The organism is Roseateles sp. FW305-36 (assembly GCF_058787015.1).
Genome location: NZ_JBYSZK010000005.1, coordinates 1 through 21,815 on the forward strand (window position 1 = coordinate 1; position 21,815 = coordinate 21,815).

At 68.5% G+C, this 21,815-nt stretch carries 22 protein-coding genes; 5 read left to right on the forward strand and 17 right to left on the reverse strand.

What is annotated here, in order from left to right; all coding sequences use genetic code 11:
* A partial coding sequence (locus tag AC3WOE_RS10595) for a hypothetical protein (RefSeq protein ID WP_492690336.1) occupies nt 1–492 on the forward strand: 492 nt, incomplete at its 5' end.
* A 147-nt stretch (nt 493–639) separates the two neighbouring features.
* Here AC3WOE_RS10595 and AC3WOE_RS10600 read toward each other — a convergent pair.
* The 6 genes from AC3WOE_RS10600 to AC3WOE_RS10625 form a co-directional block, all read right to left on the reverse strand.
* Nucleotides 640–2,151 carry a tripartite tricarboxylate transporter permease gene (locus AC3WOE_RS10600; RefSeq protein WP_492690338.1) on the reverse strand — a complete coding sequence of 504 codons (1,512 nt, stop codon included), beginning with the start codon at nt 2,149–2,151 and terminating at the stop codon, nt 640–642.
* 7 nt (nt 2,152–2,158) lie between these two features.
* Nucleotides 2,159–2,623 (reverse strand): tripartite tricarboxylate transporter TctB family protein, encoded by a 465-nt coding sequence (locus AC3WOE_RS10605; protein WP_492690340.1) that lies wholly within the window; start codon nt 2,621–2,623, stop codon nt 2,159–2,161.
* A 186-nt stretch (nt 2,624–2,809) separates the two neighbouring features.
* Entirely contained in the window at nt 2,810–4,591 is a 1,782-nt protein-coding gene (gene tfpB / locus AC3WOE_RS10610) for a type IV pilus assembly ATPase TfpB (protein WP_492690342.1), read from the reverse strand.
* 15 nt (nt 4,592–4,606) lie between these two features.
* Nucleotides 4,607–5,380 (reverse strand): spermine/spermidine synthase domain-containing protein, encoded by a 774-nt coding sequence (locus AC3WOE_RS10615; protein ID WP_492690344.1) that lies wholly within the window; start codon nt 5,378–5,380, stop codon nt 4,607–4,609.
* On the reverse strand, nt 5,377–6,804 hold the full coding sequence (locus AC3WOE_RS10620; protein ID WP_492690346.1) for an amidohydrolase family protein: 1,428 nt from the start codon (nt 6,802–6,804) through the stop codon (nt 5,377–5,379). Before AC3WOE_RS10620 ends, AC3WOE_RS10615 begins: the two co-directional genes overlap by 4 nt.
* Nucleotides 6,805–6,813: 9 nt before the next feature.
* On the reverse strand, nt 6,814–7,374 hold the full coding sequence (locus AC3WOE_RS10625; protein ID WP_492690348.1) for a DNA-deoxyinosine glycosylase: 561 nt from the start codon (nt 7,372–7,374) through the stop codon (nt 6,814–6,816).
* An 18-nt stretch (nt 7,375–7,392) separates the two neighbouring features.
* Between AC3WOE_RS10625 and AC3WOE_RS10630 the strand changes: the two genes are divergently transcribed.
* Complete coding sequence (locus tag AC3WOE_RS10630; protein WP_492690840.1) at nt 7,393–8,202, forward strand: mechanosensitive ion channel family protein; 810 nt, start codon at nt 7,393–7,395, stop codon at nt 8,200–8,202.
* Between the two features lie 9 nt (nt 8,203–8,211).
* Complete coding sequence (locus AC3WOE_RS10635) at nt 8,212–9,033, forward strand: MOSC domain-containing protein (RefSeq protein ID WP_492690349.1); 822 nt, start codon at nt 8,212–8,214, stop codon at nt 9,031–9,033.
* Here AC3WOE_RS10635 and AC3WOE_RS10640 read toward each other — a convergent pair whose 3' ends face one another.
* From AC3WOE_RS10640 to AC3WOE_RS10655, 4 genes are read right to left on the reverse strand one after another with little or no spacing between them, the layout of a single operon-like run.
* Nucleotides 9,034–9,843 carry a TatD family hydrolase gene (locus AC3WOE_RS10640; protein WP_492690350.1) on the reverse strand — a complete coding sequence of 270 codons (810 nt, stop codon included), beginning with the start codon at nt 9,841–9,843 and terminating at the stop codon, nt 9,034–9,036.
* Nucleotides 9,844–9,858: 15 nt separating this feature from the next.
* Entirely contained in the window at nt 9,859–10,713 is an 855-nt protein-coding gene (gene purU / locus AC3WOE_RS10645; RefSeq protein ID WP_492690351.1) for a formyltetrahydrofolate deformylase, read from the reverse strand.
* The gene (lolD, locus tag AC3WOE_RS10650) at nt 10,710–11,390 is read right to left on the reverse strand and encodes a lipoprotein-releasing ABC transporter ATP-binding protein LolD (protein WP_492690352.1); all 681 of its coding nucleotides are present in this window, start codon (nt 11,388–11,390) and stop codon (nt 10,710–10,712) included. Before lolD ends, purU begins: the two co-directional genes overlap by 4 nt.
* Nucleotides 11,383–12,639: a lipoprotein-releasing ABC transporter permease subunit gene (locus tag AC3WOE_RS10655; protein ID WP_492690354.1), complete on the reverse strand. Its 1,257-nt coding sequence runs from the start codon at nt 12,637–12,639 to the stop codon at nt 11,383–11,385. Before AC3WOE_RS10655 ends, lolD begins: the two co-directional genes overlap by 8 nt.
* 89 nt (nt 12,640–12,728) lie before the next feature.
* On the opposite strand from AC3WOE_RS10655, the gene AC3WOE_RS10660 reads away from it, so the two are divergent.
* On the forward strand, nt 12,729–13,265 hold the full coding sequence (locus tag AC3WOE_RS10660) for a phosphoglycerate mutase family protein (RefSeq protein ID WP_492690355.1): 537 nt from the start codon (nt 12,729–12,731) through the stop codon (nt 13,263–13,265).
* Here AC3WOE_RS10660 and AC3WOE_RS10665 read toward each other — a convergent pair.
* The 4 genes from AC3WOE_RS10665 to AC3WOE_RS10680 all read right to left on the reverse strand — a co-directional run bounded on the left by AC3WOE_RS10665 (nt 13,262) and on the right by AC3WOE_RS10680 (nt 19,510).
* The gene (locus AC3WOE_RS10665) at nt 13,262–16,075 is read right to left on the reverse strand and encodes a DUF3857 domain-containing protein (RefSeq protein ID WP_492690357.1); all 2,814 of its coding nucleotides are present in this window, start codon (nt 16,073–16,075) and stop codon (nt 13,262–13,264) included. The genes AC3WOE_RS10660 and AC3WOE_RS10665 overlap by 4 nt on opposite strands.
* Nucleotides 16,076–16,127: 52 nt before the next feature.
* Nucleotides 16,128–16,967, reverse strand: a complete 840-nt coding sequence (locus AC3WOE_RS10670) for an HDOD domain-containing protein (protein WP_492690358.1) — start codon at nt 16,965–16,967, stop codon at nt 16,128–16,130.
* 75 nt (nt 16,968–17,042) lie between these two features.
* Nucleotides 17,043–18,329, reverse strand: a complete 1,287-nt coding sequence (locus AC3WOE_RS10675; protein ID WP_492690359.1) for a glycerate kinase type-2 family protein — start codon at nt 18,327–18,329, stop codon at nt 17,043–17,045.
* Complete coding sequence (locus AC3WOE_RS10680) at nt 18,326–19,510, reverse strand: urate hydroxylase PuuD (RefSeq protein WP_492690361.1); 1,185 nt, start codon at nt 19,508–19,510, stop codon at nt 18,326–18,328. The genes AC3WOE_RS10675 and AC3WOE_RS10680 overlap by 4 nt, the downstream gene beginning before the upstream one ends.
* 181 nt (nt 19,511–19,691) lie before the next feature.
* Here AC3WOE_RS10680 and AC3WOE_RS10685 point away from each other — a divergent pair, with 181 nt between their 5' ends.
* On the forward strand, nt 19,692–20,516 hold the full coding sequence (locus AC3WOE_RS10685; RefSeq protein WP_492690362.1) for a substrate-binding periplasmic protein: 825 nt from the start codon (nt 19,692–19,694) through the stop codon (nt 20,514–20,516).
* On the opposite strand, the gene xdhC is transcribed toward AC3WOE_RS10685, so the two are convergent.
* Genes xdhC through uraH form a run of 3 tightly spaced genes read right to left on the reverse strand, consistent with a single transcriptional unit; the run spans nt 20,461 to nt 21,800 of the window.
* The gene (gene xdhC, locus AC3WOE_RS10690) at nt 20,461–21,240 is read right to left on the reverse strand and encodes a xanthine dehydrogenase accessory protein XdhC (RefSeq protein ID WP_492690364.1); all 780 of its coding nucleotides are present in this window, start codon (nt 21,238–21,240) and stop codon (nt 20,461–20,463) included. The two genes, AC3WOE_RS10685 and xdhC, sit on opposite strands and share 56 nt — an antisense overlap.
* Entirely contained in the window at nt 21,230–21,457 is a 228-nt protein-coding gene (locus tag AC3WOE_RS10695; RefSeq protein ID WP_492690366.1) for a hypothetical protein, read from the reverse strand. Before AC3WOE_RS10695 ends, xdhC begins: the two co-directional genes overlap by 11 nt.
* Complete coding sequence (gene uraH, locus AC3WOE_RS10700) at nt 21,447–21,800, reverse strand: hydroxyisourate hydrolase (protein ID WP_439466898.1); 354 nt, start codon at nt 21,798–21,800, stop codon at nt 21,447–21,449. The genes AC3WOE_RS10695 and uraH overlap by 11 nt, the downstream gene beginning before the upstream one ends.
* Nucleotides 21,801–21,815 lie beyond the last annotated feature (15 nt).

The window sequence follows — 21,815 nt, forward strand, 5'->3', positions numbered from 1 at the left end:
GTCACCTTGCAACATCACTTCGCCTCAAACGCCCACGCTTATCGGCTGTTAATTCTTAAAGAACATCGCAATCAGTTCCATCCGACTGCGTCGCTGACGTCGTTTAGTTGTCAGCAGCAAAGAAGCGAGATTCTAATCTGCTTTTTGCTTCGTCGTCAAGTATTTTTGAAAATTTCTTTTCGCAATACTCAGCCAACTTGGCTTTCTTCGCAAACCTCCGATCAATTCGCTTTCGCGTTTTGTTCGTCAGCAGCAAAGAGGCGAGATTTTGATCCGCTTTCGCAACATCGTCAAGTACTTTTCAAAAATTCTTTTCAGAACCCCTCAAGCACTCGGCGACTCTCTCAAGCTCGCCATCAGATCAAAACCGAAGCTCCAATCCGACCCTCCTCCAATCACCCACCGCTAGCTGCCGTTCCCGACAAGCGCTGCGTTGTGATCAGCGAAGCCCACGACTGTAGCACAGGTTTTTACGTACGTGGAAGCCCTTGAAGGTTTTCTTCTGAAATCTTCGGGCTCCGGCCACCGGCCCGGCTCCGATACCCCCATGGCGCGTCCAGCTCGTCAGCGCCTGAAAGCACAAGGGGCCGGGAGTGCCTCCTCAACACCCACCAGCCCCTGATATCTAGAGAGCGGTCGTCAGCCCTCTTCTTGAAAGGCTTCTTCGCGTTTGTTCTTGATGGACGGCAGCATCACGACCACGATCATCAAGGCGGCAGCGATCAACAGGCCAGCGGACAGCGGGCGGGTCAGGAAGGTGCTCCAGTCGCCACGCGCCAGCAGCAGGGCCCGACGCAGGTTCTCTTCCATCATCGGCCCGAGGATGAAGCCCAGCAGCAGCGGTGCCGGCTCGCAGCTCAACTTGTAGAAGACATAGCCGAGCAGCGCGAAGGCCGACGTCATATAGACGTCGAAGCTGTTGTTGTTCAGTGAGTAGGTGCCGATGCAGCAGAAGACAACGATGGCCGGGAAGAGGAAGCGGTAGGGCACCGTCAGCAGCTTGATCCAGATACCGATCAGCGGCAGGTTGAGCACGATGAGCATCAGGTTGCCGATCCACATCGACGCGATCAGGCCCCAGAACAGCTCGGGATTGCTGGTCATCACCTGCGGGCCCGGCTGGATGCCTTTGATGGTCATTGCCCCCACCATCAGTGCCATCACGGCATTCGGAGGGATGCCGAGCGTGAGCATCGGGATGAAGGAGGTCTGCGCGCCGGCGTTGTTGGCGCTCTCGGGGCCGGCCACGCCCTGGATGGCGCCTTTGCCGAAAGGCACCCGGGGATTGCGGACGACCTTCTTCTCCAGGGTGTAGGACGCGAAGGAGGCCAGCAATGCGCCACCGCCCGGCAGCACGCCGAGGATGGCACCCAGGGCCGTGCCGCGTAGCACCGAGGGCCAGGCCTCCTTGAAGTCCTCCTTGGTGGGCCACAGCCCCTTGACCTCCTTGGTGAACACCTCGCGGTGTTCTTCGGGCTGGCCCAGGTTGGCGATGATCTCGCCGAAACCGAACACACCCATGGCGATGACGACGAAGCCGATGCCGTCCGTCAGTTCGGGAATGTCGAAGGAGAAGCGCGCCGTACCGGTGATGACGTCGGTATTGACCTGGCCCAGCAGCAAGCCGAGCACGATCATCGCGATGGCCTTGATCAGCGAGCCCGAGGCCAGCACGACGGCGCCCACCAGGCCCAGCACCATCAGCGAGAAGTATTCGGCCGAACCGAACTTGAAGGCCAGTTCGGTCAGCGGCGGCGCGAAGGCGGCAATGATGATGGTGCCGACGCAGCCGGCGAAGAAGCTGCCCAGGCCCGCGGCGGCCAGCGCGGCACCGGCGCGGCCGCGACGGGCCATCTGATAGCCATCGATGGCGGTGACGACCGAACTGGACTCACCCGGCACGTTGATCAGGATGGCCGTTGTCGAACCGCCGTACTGCGCGCCGTAATAGATGCCGGCCAGCATGATCAGGGCGGGCGTCGCGTCCAGCGTATAGATGGACGGCAGCAACATCGCGATGGTCGCGACCGGCCCCAGGCCGGGAAGCACGCCGATCAGCGTGCCCAGCACGGCACCGAAGAAGGCGTAAAGCAGATTCTGGAAACTCAGCGCCGTCTGGAATCCGAGGCCGAGGTTGTTCAACAGATCCATGGTCGCCTCAGCCGGTGATGTAGATGGGCCAAAGCGGGATGGTCAGCTTCAGGCCAAGGATGAACAGGGCCCAGCTGCCCACCGTCAACACGGCGCTGCTGATCAGCACATCGCGCCAGTGGAACTCGTCGCCGGCCAGCGCCGACAGCGCGATCAGGATGGGCAGCGTGACGGCCAGGCCCAGCCGCGGCAGTGCGAGGCCGAAGACGGCGATGGCGACGATGATGATGAGCAGGGGCCGCCAGGCAATGGCGCCGATGGGGTCGCCGCCTTCCGATTCCAGCGTCAGCGCCTTGAACAGCACGAAGCCGCCCAGCAAGGCCAGCAGGATGCCGAGGCCGAAGGGGAAGTAGCCGGGGCCGGGACGCGCGGAGGTGCCGAAGGAATACTCTGTCGCGCCCCAGGCGAACGCCACGCCCACCACCAGGAACATCAGCCCGGACCAGAAGTCCCGCTGGCTTTTGATCTTCATCGCCTGTCGCCTCCGGCGCCGCAGAGGTGCGCGCTTTGTCGCTGACGATTCTGTCAGCGGGCCAAGGCGGGCCCGACTGTGGATTACACGTAAGACGAAAGCTCTCGCGAATGACGCCTGCAGACCGCAACCACCGCGCTGCGGACACGTGTCAGACAGCGCGCAGGCGCTGCATCAGCTCACACATCAGCCCTCCCAGGCCGGCGTGCTGCGCAGCACTTCCTCTACCGTCGTCACCCCCTCGGCCACCTTCATGGCGCCAGCCAGCCTCAGCGGGCGCAGGCCCTCCTGCATGGCCTGGCGGCGCAGCGCGGTCAGGTCGGCGATCGCGCCCTTGACGCCCTCGGTGACTGTCAGCAGTTCGTACAGGCCGGCGCGCCCGCGGAAGCCGGTGTTGCGGCATTCCAGACAACCCACCGGCTTGTAGGGCTTGACGCCGCCACCCAGTCGCCAATGCCGCACCAGTTCATTGAGGCTCTCGCGGGTGACCAGCGGGTCGGGCTGCTTGCAATGCGGGCAAAGCGTGCGCACCAGCCGCTGGGCCAGCACGCCAATGACCGTCGCGCTGATCAGATAGCTGGGCACACCCAGGTCCATCAAGCGCGTGATGGCCGAGACCGAGTCATTGGTGTGCAGCGTACTGAAGACGAGGTGACCCGTCAGTGCGGCCTGGATGGCCATCTCGGCCGTCTCCAGGTCGCGGATTTCGCCGACCATGATGATGTCCGGATCCTGGCGCATCAGCGCGCGCAGGCCCTCGGCGAAGCCGAAGTCCAGCACGTTCTGCACCTGGGTCTGGTTGAAGGCCGGCTCGATCATCTCGATCGGGTCTTCGATGGTCGTGACGTTGACTTCGTCGGTGGCCAGGCGCTTCAAGGTCGAATACAGCGTCGTCGTCTTGCCGCTGCCGGTCGGGCCGGTGACGAGGATGATGCCGTGCGGCTGCTTGACCAGGCTCTCCCAGCGGTCCGAGTCGTGCTGGCCAAAGCCCAGCGACGACAGGTCCTTGACCGCCGTCTCGGGGTCGAAGATGCGCATGACCATCTTTTCACCGAAGGCCGTGGGCAGCGTCGACAGGCGCATTTCGACTTCGTCGCCGGCCGGGTTGCGCGTCTTGATGCGGCCGTCCAGCGGGCGACGCTTCTCGACGACGTCCATGCGGCCCAGCAGCTTGATGCGCGAGGTCATCGCGCTCATCACCGTCGGCGGCAGCTGGTAGACCGTGTGCAGCACACCGTCGATGCGGAAGCGGATGACGCCCATCTCGCGGCGCGGCTCGAGGTGGATGTCGGAGGCGCGCTGGTCGAAGGCGTATTGCCACAGCCAGTCGACGACCTGAACGACACCCTGGTCGTTGGCGTCGAGCTGCTTGTTGCTCTTGCCCAGCTCGACCAGCTGCTCGAAGCTGGCCACCTGGCTCTGCTCACCGGCCTTGGCCGCGGCGCGTACCGAGCGGGCCAGCGTGAAGAACTCGGTCGTGAAGCGCGCAATCTCCAGCGGGTTGGCAATGACAAGCTTGATGGGCTTGCGCACATGCGACTCGATCTGCGCCACCCAGCCGATGTCGAAAGGCTCGGACGTCGCGATCGTCACGTCGTTGAGGCCGAACTGCACCGGCAGGCAGCGCTTGGCCTCGGCATAGCCGATGGACATCACGTCGCCGACGCGGCCGACGTCGACCTTCAGCGGATCGATGCGCAGATAGGGCAGCTTGGCGCGCACGGCCAGCCATTCGGACAAGGCGTCCACGTCCAGCGGCTTGCCCGTGCTGAGGCGTACCAGGGCGGCATGCCCCAGGCGCACCAGCGGGTGCAGGGCGCTGTCACCGGCCGCGAAGCGCTGCTCGGTCCGCTGCACCTGCGTCTCGTCGATGAGGCCGTCCTCCTGCAGCCAGTGCAGCAGCTGGCGCCATTCCAGGCGACCTTCGGGCTTCGCGGGAGCGGTCGCGGGCTTGGACTTGGTCGACATCGAGGGCTCGGCTTCTCAGAGGGCGTTGAGGATGCTCATCGGCAGCGGCCGCACCAGCCTAAGCCATTTGCGGGCCGGCAGCTTGAAGCGCGATTCGATATTAGCTGCGCGTTGCTCGAGAACTTCACGGTGCGGCACCGGCACCCCGCGGGCCGCCACGACGATGGTGTTGCCCTCCTTGGTGGGCGCCAGGCTCCAGACCTGATCCGAGCCGAAGGCGCGGGCGATGCGCAAGGCGCTGCGCGCAAAGCTGGCGCTGCGGCCGAAGAGGTTGACCGTCATCAGGCCGCCGTCGGCCAGCACGCCGCGGCAGGCGGCGTAGAAGGCGTCGTCGTCCAGCACCGGCGCGGCGGCATCGTGGTCGTAGAGGTCGACGTTGAGCACGTCGACCGTTTGCAGATGCGCGTCGTCCACCACCCAGCGCGCCGCATCCTCGTTGACGACGTCGAGCCTCGCATCGTTGGTCGGCAGGCGGAACCACTGCCGGCAGGCGGCAATGACCTCGGGGTTGATCTCGACCGCCGTCGTCTTCATCTTCAGCTGGCCATGGCAGAAGCGCGTCAGCGCCGCAGCCCCCAGTCCCAGTTGCACGGCGTGGCCCTCGCTCAGCAGAGCCGAATCGCGCCACAGCATCCAGGCACACATGCGCTGGATGTACTCCAGCTCCAGCTGGTCGGGCTTGCGGATGCGCATCGCCCCCTGCACCCAGATCGAATCAAGATGCAGGAAACGTACGCCGTCGAATTCGCTCAACGTCGCCGGGCCCCAGGTTTGCGCCTTGGCCTTCATTGCGCGCCCACCCAGTCGCGCACTTCGGCCAGCATGGCATCCAGGCGCTTGCGGTCCAGCAGGCGGCCACGCGTGATGACGGCGTCGATCTGGCGCGTCGCGGCGATGTCCTGCAGCGGGTTGGCCTTCAGCACGACGATGTCCGCCGTCTTGCCTTCGGCCAACGCGCCGTAGCGCTCCAGCTTGCCGAGGAAGCGCGGGCCGGCGACGACCGCCGAGCGCAGGGCCTGGGCCGGCGTCAGGCCGGAGCGCACATAGACGGCCATCTCGTCATGCAGGGCCTGGCCGGGGTAGTCGAAGCTGTTCAGGAAACCGGCGTCCGTGCCCGCCACGATCTCGACACCGGCCTCGGCCAGCAGCGGCAGCAGGCGCGCCGTCTTCTCGTAGCTGGCATGGCGGTAGGCGATGGCATCCGGGCTGTCGAGGGCCGCCCGCTTGACGCGCCAGTCATAGGTCTGGCGCAGCTTGGGGCCGATGTATTGCAGATAGTCGTCCTTGGCGTGATCGTCCTGGTCCAGATAGGCCGTGATGCGGATGACGGACAGCGTCGGCACGACGGCCGTGCCGCGCACGGCCAAGCGCTTGAACGCAGCGCGGGCCGTGGCCTCGTCATAGCTGGCCAGGCTCTGCTCCGCGGCCGAACGCGCCGTGAGGGTGCCGGCAGCCACCTGGGCCGTCAGCTCGGCCTCCTTGGGCGTGGCAGCGCGCAGCAGATAGTTCAGGTGTTCCAGCGTGCCCAGGCCCGCTTCCGAGGCCTGGTCCAGCGTCACCTGGCCATGCAGATGGGCCGAGCTGGGGAGGCTGCGCGCCTTGGCCTGGCGCAGCGCCTCCAGATAGATGTCGGCGCGCATGGTGTTCTCGGTGATCTTGACGAAGTCGGCGCGGTCGTTGCGCAGCTTGTCCAGGGCCTGGGTCACCTCCTCCGGCGTGCCAACCTCCTGAGTGCCCTTCCATAGCGGCTTGTAACCCTCCAGCTTGGCGCCGGACGCGAAGATGGTCGGGCCCAGCAATTTCTTCGTACCAATCTCATCGCGCCACTGCAGCACCGTGTCGCTCAAGTCGCCGGCGCAGTCGCGCACCGTCGTGATGCCGTGGGCCAGATACAGCGGCAGCAGATGGCGGTTTTCTTCGATCAGCGCCTCGCCACCGCCGAAGTGGACGTGGCTGTCCCACAGGCCGGGAATCAGGTAGCGGCCCTTGAGGCTCAGCGTCCTGCTCGCCTTGTACTGGCCGAGCTGCTTCTCGTCGACGACGGCCAGGATGCGCTCGCCGCGCGTGATGACGGCCTGGCCCTTGATGAGGCGGCCCGCGGCCACGTCGACGACGGTGGCGTCGCGCAGGATCAGGTCGGCCGGAATGACGGGAGTCACGGCGGCGGCCCAGCCCGCCCAAGCCGCCAGCGCGGCCGTCAACATTCTTTTCATCCGGGCATCCTAGGCCAGATACGGCGCCAGCTCAGCCTGCCAGGCCGCGACTTTGTCGGCCAGGCTGCGGCCGGCATGGGCGGGGCTGGTGGACGGCAGGCGCAACACCGGCACCTTCGGGTCGCCCAGGGCCAGCAGTGTCTGCTTGTGGGCCAGCGATCCGTTGCAGGCAATGGCGCGCAGCTGGGGCAGGCGGGCGACGAGATGGGGCAGATCGCTGGGCTCGGCCTCCTCGATGGCCGTGTCCAGGCTGCCCTCGCGGCGGCAGGCGGCCACGGCGTCCCACAGCGCGACGCGGTGGCGGCGCAGCGCGTCCAGCCGCTCGGCGTAGGGCAGTCCCGCCAATCCGGCGTCACCCAGCAGCACCCCCATCAGCGGCCAGAAAGCGTTGCGCGGATGGGCATAGTACTGTGCAGCCTGCAGCGAGGCCGCGCCGGGAAAGCTGCCGAGCACCAGCAAGCGTGCCCGGGCATCGAACACCGGCGCGAGTCCGACCAGGCGCCGCTCGGTTTCGGGGTTTGCGGGGCTGGCGCCGAGGGTCGGCGGCTGAGAGGATGCGGGCGTCTTCAAGGGAAGGGACAAGCGATGTTGAATACCGAAGCCATCTGGCAGTTTCTCAGCACTCAAGGCCTGGACTTCGGCCTCAAGGTGCTCGCGGCCATTGCTGCCTGGGTCGTGGGCCGGTGGCTCATCTCACTGGCGTTGCGGCTGTTCTCGGCGGCCCTGCTGCGTGGCAAGCACATCGATTCGACGCTGGTCACCTATCTGCGCTCCATCCTCAGCGTACTGCTGAACATCGTCCTCATCCTGTCCATCCTGGACATCTTCGGCGTCAAGACCACCTCCTTCGCCGCCCTGCTGGCCGGCGCGGGCCTGGCCATCGGCACCGCCTGGGGCGGGCTGCTGACCCACTTCGCCGCCGGCGTCTTCATGCAGGTGCTGCGGCCCTTCAAGGTCGGCGACTTCGTGCAGGCCGGCGGCGTCACCGGCACCGTCACCGAGATCGGCCTGTTCGGCACCACCATCACGACGCCCGACAACGTGCACACCATCGTCGGCAACAACACCATCTTCAGCGGCGCCATCCAGAACTACTCGGCCCTGCCCCACCGCCGCGTCGACTGCACCGCCAAGGTCGCCAACAGCGTGGACCCGCAGGACGCCATCGCCCGGCTGCGCCCGGTCATCGCGGCCATTCCCAACGTGTTGAACAGCCCGCCGCCGGACATCGAGATCCTGCAGTTCACGCCCGAAGGCCCGCTGCTGTGCGTGCGGCCCTATTGCCACACCGACCACTACTGGCAGGTCTATTTCGACACCCACAAGGCCATCAGCACCACCTTTGGCGCTGCCGGCTATCCGGTGCCGGAGACCCCGCTCGCGCCGCGCAACCGCTGAAAGACAGCCATGGCTGACCTGATTGCCCGCATCGCCGCGCTGTGGCGCTACCCGGTGAAATCCTGCGCCGGCGAGGCCGTTGACAGCCTGCAACTGGACGATGACGGCTGGCCCGAGGGGGATCGCGGCTGGGGCATTGCGGATGCGGCCGGCGAGCTGACCTGGATGGGCGCCCATCCGCGCCTGGCCCTGGTCAGCACGGCGCTGACGGCGGACGGCCTGGAGCTCAAGGCCCAGGGCCGCGCGCTGACCGTCGCGCTGCAGGGCGGCGAGTCCACCACCCTGCGCGGCTGGAATGGCGAACGCCAGGACTTCGACCTGCTGCCGGCCTGGGATGCCGGCGATGACGCGGCCGCCCTGCTGCGCGCGACGACGGGCGAACGCCTGCGCCTGGTGCGCCTGAGCAAGGAAGCCCAGCGCCGACCCATCCTGAACGCCCTGCACATCGTCGGCGATGGCTCGCTGCAGGCCTGGCAAACCGCCCTCGCCCAACCACTGACCGGCCTGGCCCAGCGCGCCCGGCCCAATCTGCTGCTGCGCGGCGATGACGGCTCCGAACTGCCGCCGTTCATTGAAGACATCCTGACCGAGGCCCGCATCGGCGGCGTCACGCTGAGCCGCAGCTCGGTCTGCGTGCGCTGCGTCGTGCCGACCGTGGACCCGGCCAGGGGCGAGCCCCAGCCGCTGGCCCTGGAAGCCCTGACCCAGCTCAGCGCCGAGCGCGCGCCGGGCGCGCCGGTGCAGTTCGGCATCTATGCGCGCGGCAGTGGCGCCGGCCGGCTCAGCCTGGGCGATCGGGTCGAGCTGACGCTGGCTTTCGGCGAAGCCTGATCAGCGCAGCCGCGGCAGGGCGGCGTGGGCGTTGGCGGTCGTGACGGCCGCCGTCTGCTCCAGCGTCCAGCCGCGCAACTCCGCCAGGCTCTGGGCAATGCGCGGCAGTTCGCTCGACTCGTTGCGCTCCTGCCCCGGCTCGGCTGCGCGCTCGGCGGCCGTCCTGTAGAGCCAGTGCGGCGGGATGTCGGGCGCGTCGGTCTCCATGACCAGGGCCGTCTCGGGCACGGTCGCCGCAATGCGGCGGATCTGCAGTGAGCGGTCGAAGGTCAGCGTGCCGCCGAACCCGAGCTTGAAGCCCAGGGCTATGAAGGCCTGCGCCTGCTGCTCGCTGCCGTTGAAGGCATGGGCAATGCCGCCGTGCGGGAAGTCGACGCGGCGCAGGCCGGCCAGCAGCTTGTCGGCGCTGCGGCGCACATGCAGCAGCACCGGCAGGCCGGCACGCCTGGCGAGCTTGAGCTGCTCGACGTAGAACTGCTGCTGGACCTCGGGGTCGAGTCCTTCGACGAAAAAGTCCAGGCCGATCTCGCCCAGGGCGACCAGGCGCTCGTCGTCCGCATGCTTCGCCAGCGCCTCGGCCACCCGCTCCAGGTCGTGCGGTCCGGCGCGCATCACGCACAGCGGGTGGATGCCCAGCGCGTAGGCGAATCCATGTTCATGGGCCAGCTCGCGCACCCGCTCGAGGTTGTGCGCATCGACGGCGGGGATGACGATCTGCGTGACACCGGCGGCCCTGGCGCGCGCCACGACCGCATCGCGGTCGGCGTCGAACTCGGCCGCGTCAAGGTGGCAGTGGGTGTCTATCCACATGCCTGCCCTTCTACCTCAGCGGAACACCACCGTGCGGTTGCCGTTCAGCAGCACGCGATGCTCGGCATGCCACTGGATGGCCCGCGCCAGGGCCACGCACTCCATGTCGCGACCGATGCCGACGAGCTGCTCGGGCGGCATGCTGTGGTCGATGCGGGCCACCTCCTGCTCGATGATGGGGCCCTCGTCGAGGTCGCTGGTCACGTAATGGGCCGTCGCGCCGATCAGCTTGACGCCGCGCTCATAGGCCTGGTGGTAAGGCTTGGCGCCCTTGAAGCTGGGCAGGAAGCTGTGGTGGATGTTGATGGCCCGGCCACTCAACTCACGGCACAGCTCGGGGCTCAGGATCTGCATGTAGCGCGCCAGCACGACGAGGTCGATCTTGTTGTCGCTGACGACTTCGAGGATCTTGGCTTCCTGGGCTTGCTTCTGCGCATCGGTGGCGCCCAGCAGCGGGAAGTGGTGGAACGGAATATTGTGCGAAGCCGCGAGCTGGTAGAAGTCGCGGTGGTTGGACACGATGGCCGGGATCTCGATGGGCAGATGCCCCGTCTGCACGCGGAACAGCAGGTCGTTCAGGCAATGGCCCAGCTTGGACACCAGCAGCAGCACGCGGGTCTTGCGCGCCCGTGCCACCAGTTCCCAGTCCATGCCGAACTCGTCGGCCAACGGCTGGAAGGCGGCCTGCAGGGCGGCTTCCTCGGCCTGGGCCTCGAACTCGATGCGCATGAAGAAGCGCGCATGGTCGGCGTCCCCATGCTGGTGCGACGTGATGATGTTGCCGCCCTGCTGCAGCAGCACACCGGTGACGGCGTGCACGATGCCGGCGCGGTCAGGACAGGAAAGCTTGAGGACGAAACGCGGATTCATGATGTCTGGAATTGCCCCGCCACCAGGCGCAGCTGCCGGTCGCAGCGTGCCGCCAGGTCGCGGTCGTGGGTGACGAGGACGAAGGCCGTGCCGAGCTCGCGGGCGCGCTCCAGCATCAGTTCGAAGACGGCCGCAGCGGTGTCGCGGTCGAGGTTGCCGGTGGGTTCATCGGCCAGCACGCAGGCCGGCCGCGTGACCAGGGCGCGGGCGATGGCCACGCGCTGGCGCTCACCGCCCGACAGCTCGGCCGGACGGTGCTGCACGCGGTCCTTCAGGCCGACGCGGGCCAGCATCTCGGCCGCGGTCTCGCGGGCCTGGGCCGGCACCTGGCCGCGGATGCGCAGCGGCATGGCGACGTTGTCCAGGGCCGAGAACTCGGGCAGCAGGTGGTGGAACTGGTAGACGAAGCCCAGCTGCTGGTTGCGCCAGCGGCCGCGCTCGGCCTCGTCCATGGACGCGAAGCTGCGGCCCATCAGCATGACGCCGCCCGAGGTCGGCGTGTCCAGGCCGCCCAGCAGATGCAGCAGCGTGGACTTGCCCGAACCCGAGGCGCCGATAATGGCCAGGGTCTCGCCCTTCTTCACAGCGAGGTCGACGCCGCGCAGCACCGTCACGTCCAGGCCGCCTTCCTTGAAGCGGCGGGTCAGCCCCGTGGCCTGCAGGATCAGCTCACTCATAGCGCAGGGCCTCCGCGGGTTGCACGCGGCTGGCGCGCCAGCTCGGGTAGAGCGTGAACACCAGGGACAGGATGAGCGCCACCGCCACGATGGGCGCGATGTCGCCCCACTGCGGGTCGCTGGGCATCTGGCTGATGAGATAGATGCTGCCCGGCAGGAAGCTGGTGTTCAGCAGGTGCTCGATGGCCGGCACGATGACGTCGATGTTGAAGGCGATCAACAGGCCCACCACCACGCCGGCCAGGGTGCCGATGACGCCCGAGACCGCGCCCTGCACGATGAAGATGCCCATGATGGAACGCGGGCTGGCGCCCAGCGTGCGCAGGATGGCGATGTCGCTCTGCTTGTCGGTCACCGTCATGATCAGCGTCGACAGCAGGTTGAAGGCGGCGACCGCGACGATCAGCGTCAGCACGATGCTCATCATGCGTTTCTCGATCTGCACGGCGTCAAACCACACCGCATTGGAGCGCGTCCAGTCGCGCACGCGGATCTCCGGGCCCATGCTGGCGGCCAGCTCGCCGGCCACCTGGCGGGCTTCGTTCACATCGCGCAGCCTGAGCTGCACGCCGGTGGGGCCACCGGTGCGGAACAGCTTGGCCGCATCGTCCACATGCACCACGGCCAGGCTCGAGTCGTACTCGTAGTGGCCGGAGCTGAAGGTGCCAACGACATTGAAGCTCTTGAGCCGCGGCACGACGCCGGCCGGCGTGACCTGGCCGCCGGGCGCAACGACCGTGATCTTGTCGCCCTCGCCCACACCCAGTTGGCGGGCCAGCTCGGCGCCCAGCACGATATTCCAGGTGCCGGGCAAGAGCTTGGCGAAGGCCGTGTCCTTGAGCTGGGCGCCCAACACGGTGACGGTGGCCTCCTCGGCCGGCGAGACGCCGCGGATGACGGCGCCGCGCATGTCCTCGCCGCGGGCGATCAGGCTCTGGCTGGCGATGAAGGGGGCGGCGCCGATCACCTCGGGGTTCCGGCGCGCCTTGGTCGCCGTGGCCTGCCAGTCCGGCAGGGCCTGGCCGCCGGCGTCCAGCAGCTCGACGTGGGCGATGACATTGAGCATGCGGTCGCGCACTTCCTTTTGGAAGCCGTTCATGACCGACAGCACGACGATCAAGGCCATCACGCCCAGAGCGATGCCCACCATGGACGCGCCGGAGATGAAGCTGATGAAGCGGTTGCGACGCCCGCCGCGGCCGGCGCGGACGTAGCGCCAGCCGACCTGGAGTTCAAACGGCAGGGTCATGGGGCGATGCGAAAGGCGTACGGCATGGGGCCGGGATGGTAACTGGCGGGCCGCGGGGAGAATGGCGCAAGATCCCTTCCGGAATCACGATGAAGCCCTTGTCCGTCCTGCTGGCGGCCTGTCTTCTGACAGGCGCCCTCACCGCCCCCGCCGCCGCCATGCCCGATCTCGTCATCCTCGTGCGCCATGCCGAACGCGCCGCCGAGCCCGCCGGCGACCCCGGCCTGACGCCCGCCGGCGAACAGCGCGCCCAGGCCCTGGCCCAGGCCCTGGCCGGACTGCGGGTGAACGCCATCGTGACGACGCCACTGCGCCGGGCGCGCGACACCGCCGCCCCTCTCGCCAAGGCCCTGGGCCTGACGCCCCAGATCGTCGAGGCCCGCGGCGCCGCCCATGCCCCCGCGGTGGCGGAAGTCGTGCGCGCCCAGACCGGCGTCGTGCTCGTGGTCGGCCACAGCAACACGGTGCCGGCCGTCATCGCGGCCCTGGGCGGACCGAAGCTGGCCGATCTGTGCGAGACCAGCTTCCACCATGCCTTCCTGCTGCAACTCGGCACCGAGCCACCGCGCTGGGCACGGCTCAGCTATGGCGCGCCGAGCGAGCCTCCCGCTGCAGGCTGCCTCTAGTTCGCGCCGCGCTTCAATTCCCACTGCGCGAGCGTGAACTCGCGGTAGGGCACCGCTTGCGTGGTCAGCGTGCGCTCGAACCAGGGCCGGGCCTCATCGCGCCGGCCGCGCGCCACCAGCTGCTGGCCGATGAAGAAATAGGCCTCGGCCAGCCGCAACCTCTCGGTCTCGGGCTTTTCGCGGGCGCGCTTGAGCAGGGCCTCGCGGTCCAGGCTGCCGCCCAGATAGCTCAACAGGGCGCCGCTCCATTTGCTGGCGTCGGCCGCGGCCAGTTCGTCGGCGATGGCCGCCTTGCCCCGGCCGCCCTGGCGCTCGGCGGCGAGGTAGAGCCACAGCATCGTGAACTGGCGCGCCTCGCCGCTGGCATTGGCGGCGCTGTCGCGCAGTGCCGCCTCGGCCCGGGCATAGTCGCCCAGCATGTAGTGGGCCGTGCCCAGCCAGCTGCCGCCGGTGCCGGCCAGTTGGGCCTGCTGGCTGAAGGCGGCCAGCGCATCGGCCGGGCGCCCCAGGCCGACCAGGGCGACACCCTTGGCCTCCAGCGCCGTGCTGCCCTCCTCGCCCTCGGCGCGGATGGCCAGGGCGGCTTCGGCGTCGGCCAGGGCCGCCGCGAAGTCGCCGAGCTGGTTGTGCGACTGGGCGCGCTCGATGCGCACCCAGGCCGCCAGGCGGCTGGTGGGCGCCACCTGGTTCAGCAGGTCGGCGTCGATGAGGCGGTTGATCTCGTTGGTGAGCATCAGCTCCCACAGTGCATCGGGCTGCGCCCCATTGCGAAAGCGCGCCATGCGCTCGGCAACCTCGGCGAAGGGCGCCTCCAGGGCCTTGCGATCCACCAGGTTCAGACGCAGGCGCTGGGCGTTCAGCATCTGGCGCGTGCGGCCGACGTGCTCGCGGTAGCTGTCCACATCGCCCGGCAGCACCTCGTCGCTGCGGCGCTCGACGCGGCTGATGAACTGCACGGTGGCACCGGACACTTCCACCCGGCTGTTGAAGGCGAAGTGCTTGTCGATCAGTTGCTGCGGCGCCGGGGGTTGGGCGTTGAAGGGGCGCGCCCCCACCACGCTGAGGCGCAGCTCGGAAGCCCGCGCGCCGTCGAGGTGGTAGGGCAGGCGGCGACGTGCCTCGGGCGGCACCGGCAGCGCGTCCACCAGCTCGGCGGCGGGAAAGTCCAGGTCCAGCCAGCCGCGCTGGTAGCGGCCGATGCTGGGGTGTTCGAAATACAGCTTCAGCACCCATTCATTGCTGTCGCGGTCGTCCTCGACATGGGGTTGGCCGACGCTCACCAGGCCCGGCAGCACCCGCACATAGGCGCCGCCCATGGCCTCGGCCAGGCGCTCCAGGCCGGCCGTGGCCAAGCTGCTGCGCCAGCGCTCGGCCGCCAGGCCGGTGGCCTTGAAGGTCGTCGTCAGGCGCACGGGCCGCGACAGCTGACTGAAGTCCCAGTGCTGGCGAAAGCTCAGACTGTCCTGGGCAAAGGCGGGCGGCACGACGGGCTGGGGCCCCGCCTCGCCCTGGCCGACGACCAGGGCCGCGCCATAACGGTAGTAGCCGCGCTTTTCCAGCGAATAGCCCTGGCCGTTCATGGTCGGATCCAGGAAATAGACCTCCTTGCCCAACTGCACGCGGCTGATCACGTGGTCGAACTGGTCGTGCGAGGGCAGGTAGTTGACGACGCCGCGGTTGCGCGCCATCGAAATCAGCGCCGGCTTGGCGTCGAAGCCCATGGCCGTCAGCAGGCTGTTCAGCAGCAGGGTCTTGTCCTTGCAGTCGCCCAGGCGCTCGGCGAGCGTGCGGGCAGCCGGCTTGGGCCGGTGCGAGCTCTCGCCCAGCGACGCCGAGAAATAGCGCACCTCGTCCTGCACGAAGCGCAGGGCCGCGGCCACCTGCTCCTCGGGCTTGCCGCCTTGCGCCTTGAGCTCGGCCGCCTTCTCGGCCACGCCGGCGGCGGGCGGCTCGATGGCGAACAGTCGCTGCGCCCATTGGTCCACCTCGGCCCAGCTGGCGTATTCGCTGACATGCAGGGCCGGATAGACCTTGAACCACGGCGGCGTGGCCGCCTCGTCCTGCACGGCCGGCACGCGCTCGCGCAGCACGCGGATGACCTGGCGCCCGCCCTCCTCGAAACGCTCGGGCACGACGTCGCTGGCCAGCGCCTTGACGGCGAGCTTGCGCTCCGGCGGCGCCTCGATGCGCAGGTGCAGGCGCTCGACCGGCGCGTCCGAAGCCAGCTGCATCAGCGCCGAGTAGCGACCGTCGAAGATGGGGTTCTGGCCCTCCAGCGTGTAGGCCAGGTCGACGATGTCGCCGACGCGCACGTCGCTCAGCACGACCAGGGCCGTGCGCACGCCGTCGATGAGCTGGCGTTCGAGCTGCTGCTCACGCCGCATCATCTCGATGCGGGCCCCCTTGAGCCGGTCCAGGCGCTGGCCATCGCGGATGACGGCGGCCTGGTGGATGACGAGCTGCTGGTAGGCCGGGTTGAAGCTGATCTGGGGCTCCGACACCTCGCGCAGGGTCGAGGTGTCCAGCGCCTCATGCTGCAGATGGACGTAGGTGGCGGTGGCCGACTTGGGCAGCAGCTGCACCTGCACATCGACCAGGGGTTCGCGGCGCGCCTTGGCGCCGGCGGTGACGGCCGGGCGCTCCTGCGCCGGCGGCAGCGCCTTGACCCAGGCCGGCGCTGGGCCGAAGCGGTAGCCGACAGCGGCGGCCGCAGAGGCAGCCGGCTTGGGCGCAACCTTGGGCGGCGCCGTCTGCGCCACGGCCCCCAGCGACAAGGCCAGCAACAGCGCTGGCCAGAACTTCGACTTCATCCACTTCCTCCCGGCGAACCGCCCGATTGTGGCGGCAGGCCGGACAGCAAGCTCAATGGAGCATCTGCTCCACCTCGGCAGCCGGATCACCGGTGGCGGCGATCTTGGCGGCGAGCAGTTCCAGGTCGAGGTGCAGATGCTCGATGAGCTCGGGCACGGCGACCTTCAGCGCATGCACCGGCTCGTCATGGTGCTCGGACGCATCGGCCAGCACTTCGGCCACATGCAGCACGGCGGCGATCAGCGAGAAGGGCCGGATCTCCAGCGGCGCGTTGGCGTCCTTGAAGGCTTCGACCATGGCATGCGGGAAATGCCAGTGGGCGGCCAGCGAGGCCGTCACGTCGGCATGGGTGCAGCCGAAGCGGTGCTCCTCCAGCGAAAAGCGGCTGCCGGGCTCGGCGGCATGGGTCTCGACGTCGGCCACCAGATGCGGCTCGTCCAGGGCCATCAGCAACTGACCGGTGCGCAGCATCAGGCCGGCCAGATAGGCGGTATCGGTCATGGCCGCGTCGGCGCCCAGCATGCGCGCCAACACGCGCGAATAGTTGGCCGTGGCCACGCTGTGGCGCCAGAAGGTTGCGCGATCCAGGCCCTGCACCTTGGGAAAGGCACCGCTCAGGCAGGCCGCCATGGCGAGATTGCGCAGCGTCTCCAGGCCCAGGGCATGGGCGGCGTCGATGACGGTGGCGATCTGGTGCGCGGGGCTGTAGTGGGCGGTGTTGGCCAGGCGCAGCACCTTGGCGGTCAATGCCGCGTCCTTCTCGATCAGCGCGGCGATCTGCGAAAGGCCGACGTTGTCGTCATCGAAGCTTTTCAGCAATCGCGACGCCACCTCGGGCATGGTCGGCAGGGCGTTGTGCTTGACGAAGAACCGTTCCGCAGCTGCACTCATCTTTGACCTCCCGGGGAGATAGGGTCGGGCCAGTCTAGGACGAAGAATTCGGCCGCGCCACGGCCTTCACAAGCCTTAAACGATCAGCAATGCACGGAAGTCGTTGACATTGGTGAAGCTGGGGCCGGGCACCAGCAGATCGCCCAGCGGCGCGAAGAAGCTGGCGCTGTCGTGGGCGTCCAGCAGGGCCTGCGGGTTCAGGCCCAGGGCCCGGGCGCGGCTCAGGCTGGTGGGCGTCAACAGCGCGCCGGCGTGCGGCCCGACGCCGTCGATGCCGTCCGTGTCGGCCGCCAGCGCGAACACGCCGGGCTCGCCTTGCAGGGCCAGCGCGCAACCGAGCAGGAATTCGGTGGCCCGGCCGCCCTTGCCAGCGGGCTTGGATGCGTCAACCGTCACCGTCGTCTCGCCGCCGGACAGGATGAGGCAGGGCTTGGCGAAGGGCTCGCCGCGACGCGCAACGGCGCGGGCCAGGGCTGCGTGCACCCCGCCGACGACGCGGGACTCGCCCTCCATCTCGTCGCTGAGGACGTGGGCGGTGACGCCCTGCTCGCGCGCCAAAGCCGCCGCAGCGTCCAGGCTCATCTGCGGCGTGGCCAGCATGACGAGTTCATGGCCAGCCAGGCGCGCGTCGCCGAGCTTGGGGGTCTCGAAGGCGCCCGATTCCAGGCCGGCGCGGGCCGCGTCGGGCAGAGGGATGCGATAGCGGCGGCAGATGGCCAGGGCCTCGGCGCAAGTCGTCGCGTCCGCCACCGTTGGACCGGAGGCGATCACCGCGGGATCGTCGCCCGGCACATCGCTGATGGCCAGCGTCAGCACGCGCGCCGGCGCGCAGGCCGCGGCCAGGCGACCGCCCTTGATGGCCGACAGATGCTTGCGCACGCAGTTCATCTCGGCGATGGCCGCACCGCTGTTCAGCAGCGCGCGGTTGACGGCCTGCTTGTCGGCCAGCGTGAGGCCGGGCGCCGGCAGGCTCATCAGCGCCGAACCGCCGCCGGAGATCAGGCAGATGACGAGGTCGTCCGCTGTCAGGCCTTGCGTCATGGCCAGCAACCTCTCGCTGGCGGCCAGGCCGGCGGCATCCGGCACCGGGTGGGCGGCCTCGACGACCTGCAGCCGGCGCGGCTTGTAGCCCGGCGGCAGATGGCCGTAGCGCGTGATGACGAGACCGGACAGCGGGGCGTCGGCCGGCCACGCGGCTTCCAGCGCCTGGGCCATGGCGCCACCCGCCTTGCCGGCGCCCAGCACCAGCGTTCGACCTTGCGGCGGTGGCGGCAGATGCGCGGCCAGCATGCGGCCTGGCAAGGCCCGCGCGACGGCGACGTCGTAGAGCTGACGCAGCAAGGCGCGCGGGTCGACGATCATGGTTGCGATGCCCAGCGGCCGATGAGGGCACGCTCTTCGTCGGTCATGCCGGTGGCGTTGTTCAGCGGCATGGCGCGCTGCACCACCACCTGCTGCAGCATCTGGGCCTTGTGGGCGGCCAGGCCTTCGGCGCTGTCCAGACGCACACCCTTCTGCGCCACATCGCCGGTGTGGCACATGGCGCAGCGCTGCGCGACGACGGCCTGCACCTGCTCCAGCGTGACCGGCGCCACCGCGGCCGCGGCCGGCTGGGCCTTGGGCGCCATCCAGATGATGAGCCCGGCCAGCAAGGCCAGCGCCAGAGCGACGGCGCCCCAGCTGTTCACGCCCTTGTGGCGCTTGACGAAGAAGATGCGGATGGCCACGCCCGCGGCCATCAGCACGCAGAGCACGATCCAGTTCTGGGCGTGCTGGTACAGCATGCCGTAGTGGTTGCTGAGCATGGCAATCAGCACCGGCAGGCCGAAATAGGTGTTGTGGACGCTGCGCTGCTTGCCGCGCTGGCCGTAGATGGGATCGGGCTTCTGGCCGGCGCGCATCTGGGCGATGACCTTCTTCTGGCCCGGGATGATCCAGTGGGCGACGTTGGCCGTCATCATGGTGGCCAGCGTGGCGCCGACGATGAGGAAGGCCGCGCGGCCCGCGAAGAGATGGCAGGCCAGCCAGCTCTCCAGCGCGACAAAGACCACCACCACGGCCATCACGCGGCCGTCGTTGCCGATATTGCCGTCCTTGGTGCGACCCAAAACAGAACAGGCGAAGTCGTAGACGGCCGTGCCGACGACGAGGAAGCCCAGCGCCGCCGCCACGGCCTGCCAGGGCGCGCCCCAGGCGTGAACGCGTGGGTCGATCAGCATCTGGCTGGCGTTGCACAGATAGAGGACGACGAAGAGGGCGAAGCCGCTCATCCACGTCCAGTAGCTCTCCCAGTAGAACCAATGCAGATCCTGGGGCAGGTTGCCGGGCGCCACCATGTACTTCTGGGGGTTGTAGAAGCCGCCGCCATGCACGGCCCAGAGTTCGCCATCCACGCCCTTGGCCTTGAGGTCGTCGGCCGTCGGCTTGACGAGGTGGTTGTCCAGCCAGACGAAGTAGAAGGAGGCGCCGATCCAGGCGATGACGGTGATGACGTGCAGCCAGCGAATCAGCAGGTTGGCCCAGTCGAACAGATAGATGTCCAAGTCGCGAATCTCCGCGGCTCCACCACGGCGGGTGCTGTGAAGCCTCTTGGGTCGCGTCCGCGGGCCCTGCCGGGCCCGACACCGCTGCGACAGGCCCCGGAGTGTATGCAGACGTGACCGGCTTCACGTCGCCCGGCTGCGGCGTCATCGCCACGCAAGAAGCACCTCCCACAATCCGGCCATGCTCGACCGCCTCTCCCGGACGCCGTGCCGCCTGCTGGTGGCCCTGGCCGCCGCCTGTGCCGGCATGACGGTCCAGGCCCAGGAGCCCGCCATCGTGCGCATCGCCACCAATGTCGAGCGCACCTACTTCCCGCCGGCCGAGGCGCTGCTGCGCAAGGCCTATGCGGCCATCGGGCTGCAGGTGGAATTCGTCCCCTGGCCGCTGCCGCGCACCCAGCTGGAGCTGCAGACCGGCCGCGTCGATGCCGTCGCGATGCGCGTCGGGAGTTATTTCGAGCAGACGCCGTTCGTGCGCAAGGTGGATGTACCGCTGCTGAACCTCTTCGTCTACGCCTACGGCCGGCCACCTTGCCCGGCCGCGCTGCCGGTCGAAGACCTGGCCAAATACCGGGTCAGCTACCAGCGCGGCATGGTCGCGGCCGAAAACCTGATCCCGGAATCCTCCCGGCTGGCCGCCAACACACCCAGCGACGCCTTCCTCAACCTCAGCACGGGTGCCGCCGACTACGCCCTGACCCTGACCACGCCATGGATGGCCGAGATGCCGGTGGACACGCGCCAGGGCACGCTGTGCCGCATCGCCACGCCGCTGGCCCGCTCGGTGCTCTTCCATGGCGTTCACGAGTCGCATGCCGCCTGGGTGGCGCCGCTGGAGAAGGCCCTGGGCGCCATGCGTGCCAGCGGCGAGATCCAGCAGGCCTGGACCGCCTACGAGCGCGAGGTCGGCACGGCCAGCAATCGCTTCCAGGCCGAGCCGGGTCGCAGCCTCACGCTGACGCCGGCGCCAACGACAGGATCTGTGCCAGTACGGCCACCGCGATGACGGCGGGCTGCTTGCCATTGACGCCTGGCACGCCAATGGGACAGGCCACCTGGGCGCGCTCGGCGTCGGTGAAGCCCCGCGCCTGCAGGCGCTGACGGAAGCTCGCCCATTTGGTGCGGCTGCCGATCATGCCGATGAAGGCCAGGTCGCCGCGTTCGCGCTGGCGCTTCAGGCAGGCCGCGACGAGATCGAAGTCCTCGGCATGGTTGTGGCTCATGATGAGGACGGCCGAGCCGGGCGCCAGGTCGTCCACCGCATCGGCCGCCGGATCACAGACCTCCTGGCGCCAGCCCCGCTCGGGCGGCTGGGCCGGGAACTGGTTCTCGCGGCTGTCGATCCAGTGCAGGGCGAGCGGCAGGTCACGGGCGATATGGGCGATCGCCACGCCGACATGGCCGGCGCCGAAGAGGGCCAGAGGCCGCTGTGGCGCCTGGGGCAGGCGCAGCGCCAAGTCTTCACCCGCCGCGATGCGCTCGAAGCTCAGCCAGACGACACCGCCGCAGCACTGGCCCAGGCTGGCGCCCAGCGGGTAGCGCACCTCGTCTTCCAGCTCGCCACCCGCCAGCGCCGCGCGGGCACGGGCAATGGCGTCGAACTCCAGATGGCCTCCACCGACCGTGCCGCGGATGCCGTCCGCGCCCACGGCCATCCAGGCCCCGACCTCGCGCGGCACGCTGCCGGTGGTGCGGGAGACGGTGACAAGAATGCAGGCGCTATCCGGCACGTTGGGCCTTTCTCTTCATGCGCAGCCGCTTGAAGCGCAGGAACACGCCCAGACCCAGCACGGACAGCACGCCACCCAGCATGAATTTGCCCGTCGCAACCGCGATGCCCGCACTCCCCCAGACGCCGAGGTTGGCCAGGCCCTCGACGAGGGCCAGGGCGCCGTCGCCGAGGCCGTCACCCCAGCGCGAACGTTTACCAGAGGCTTCAGCTGCCACGGTAGGTCGAATAGCTCCAGGGCGAGGCCAGCAGGGGCACGTGGTAGTGCGAGTTCTCGTCGGCAATGCCGAAGTCCAGCGGCACCTCGTCCAGGAAGGCCGGCTGCGGCAGATTCGCCCCCCGGGCATTGAAATAACTGGCCACCTCGAAAACGAGGCGGTAACGGCCGGCCAGGAAGTCCGGCCCCTCCAGCAGCGGCCCGTCGGCGCGGCCATCCGCGTTCAGATGCAGGCTGCGCAGCCATTTGGGACCTTCCGCATCGAAGCGGTAGAGGCGCACGGCCATGCCGGCGGCCGGGCAGCCATTGGCGGTGTCCAGCACATGTGTTGTGAGCTTGCCCATGGAATCTCCGTTGAT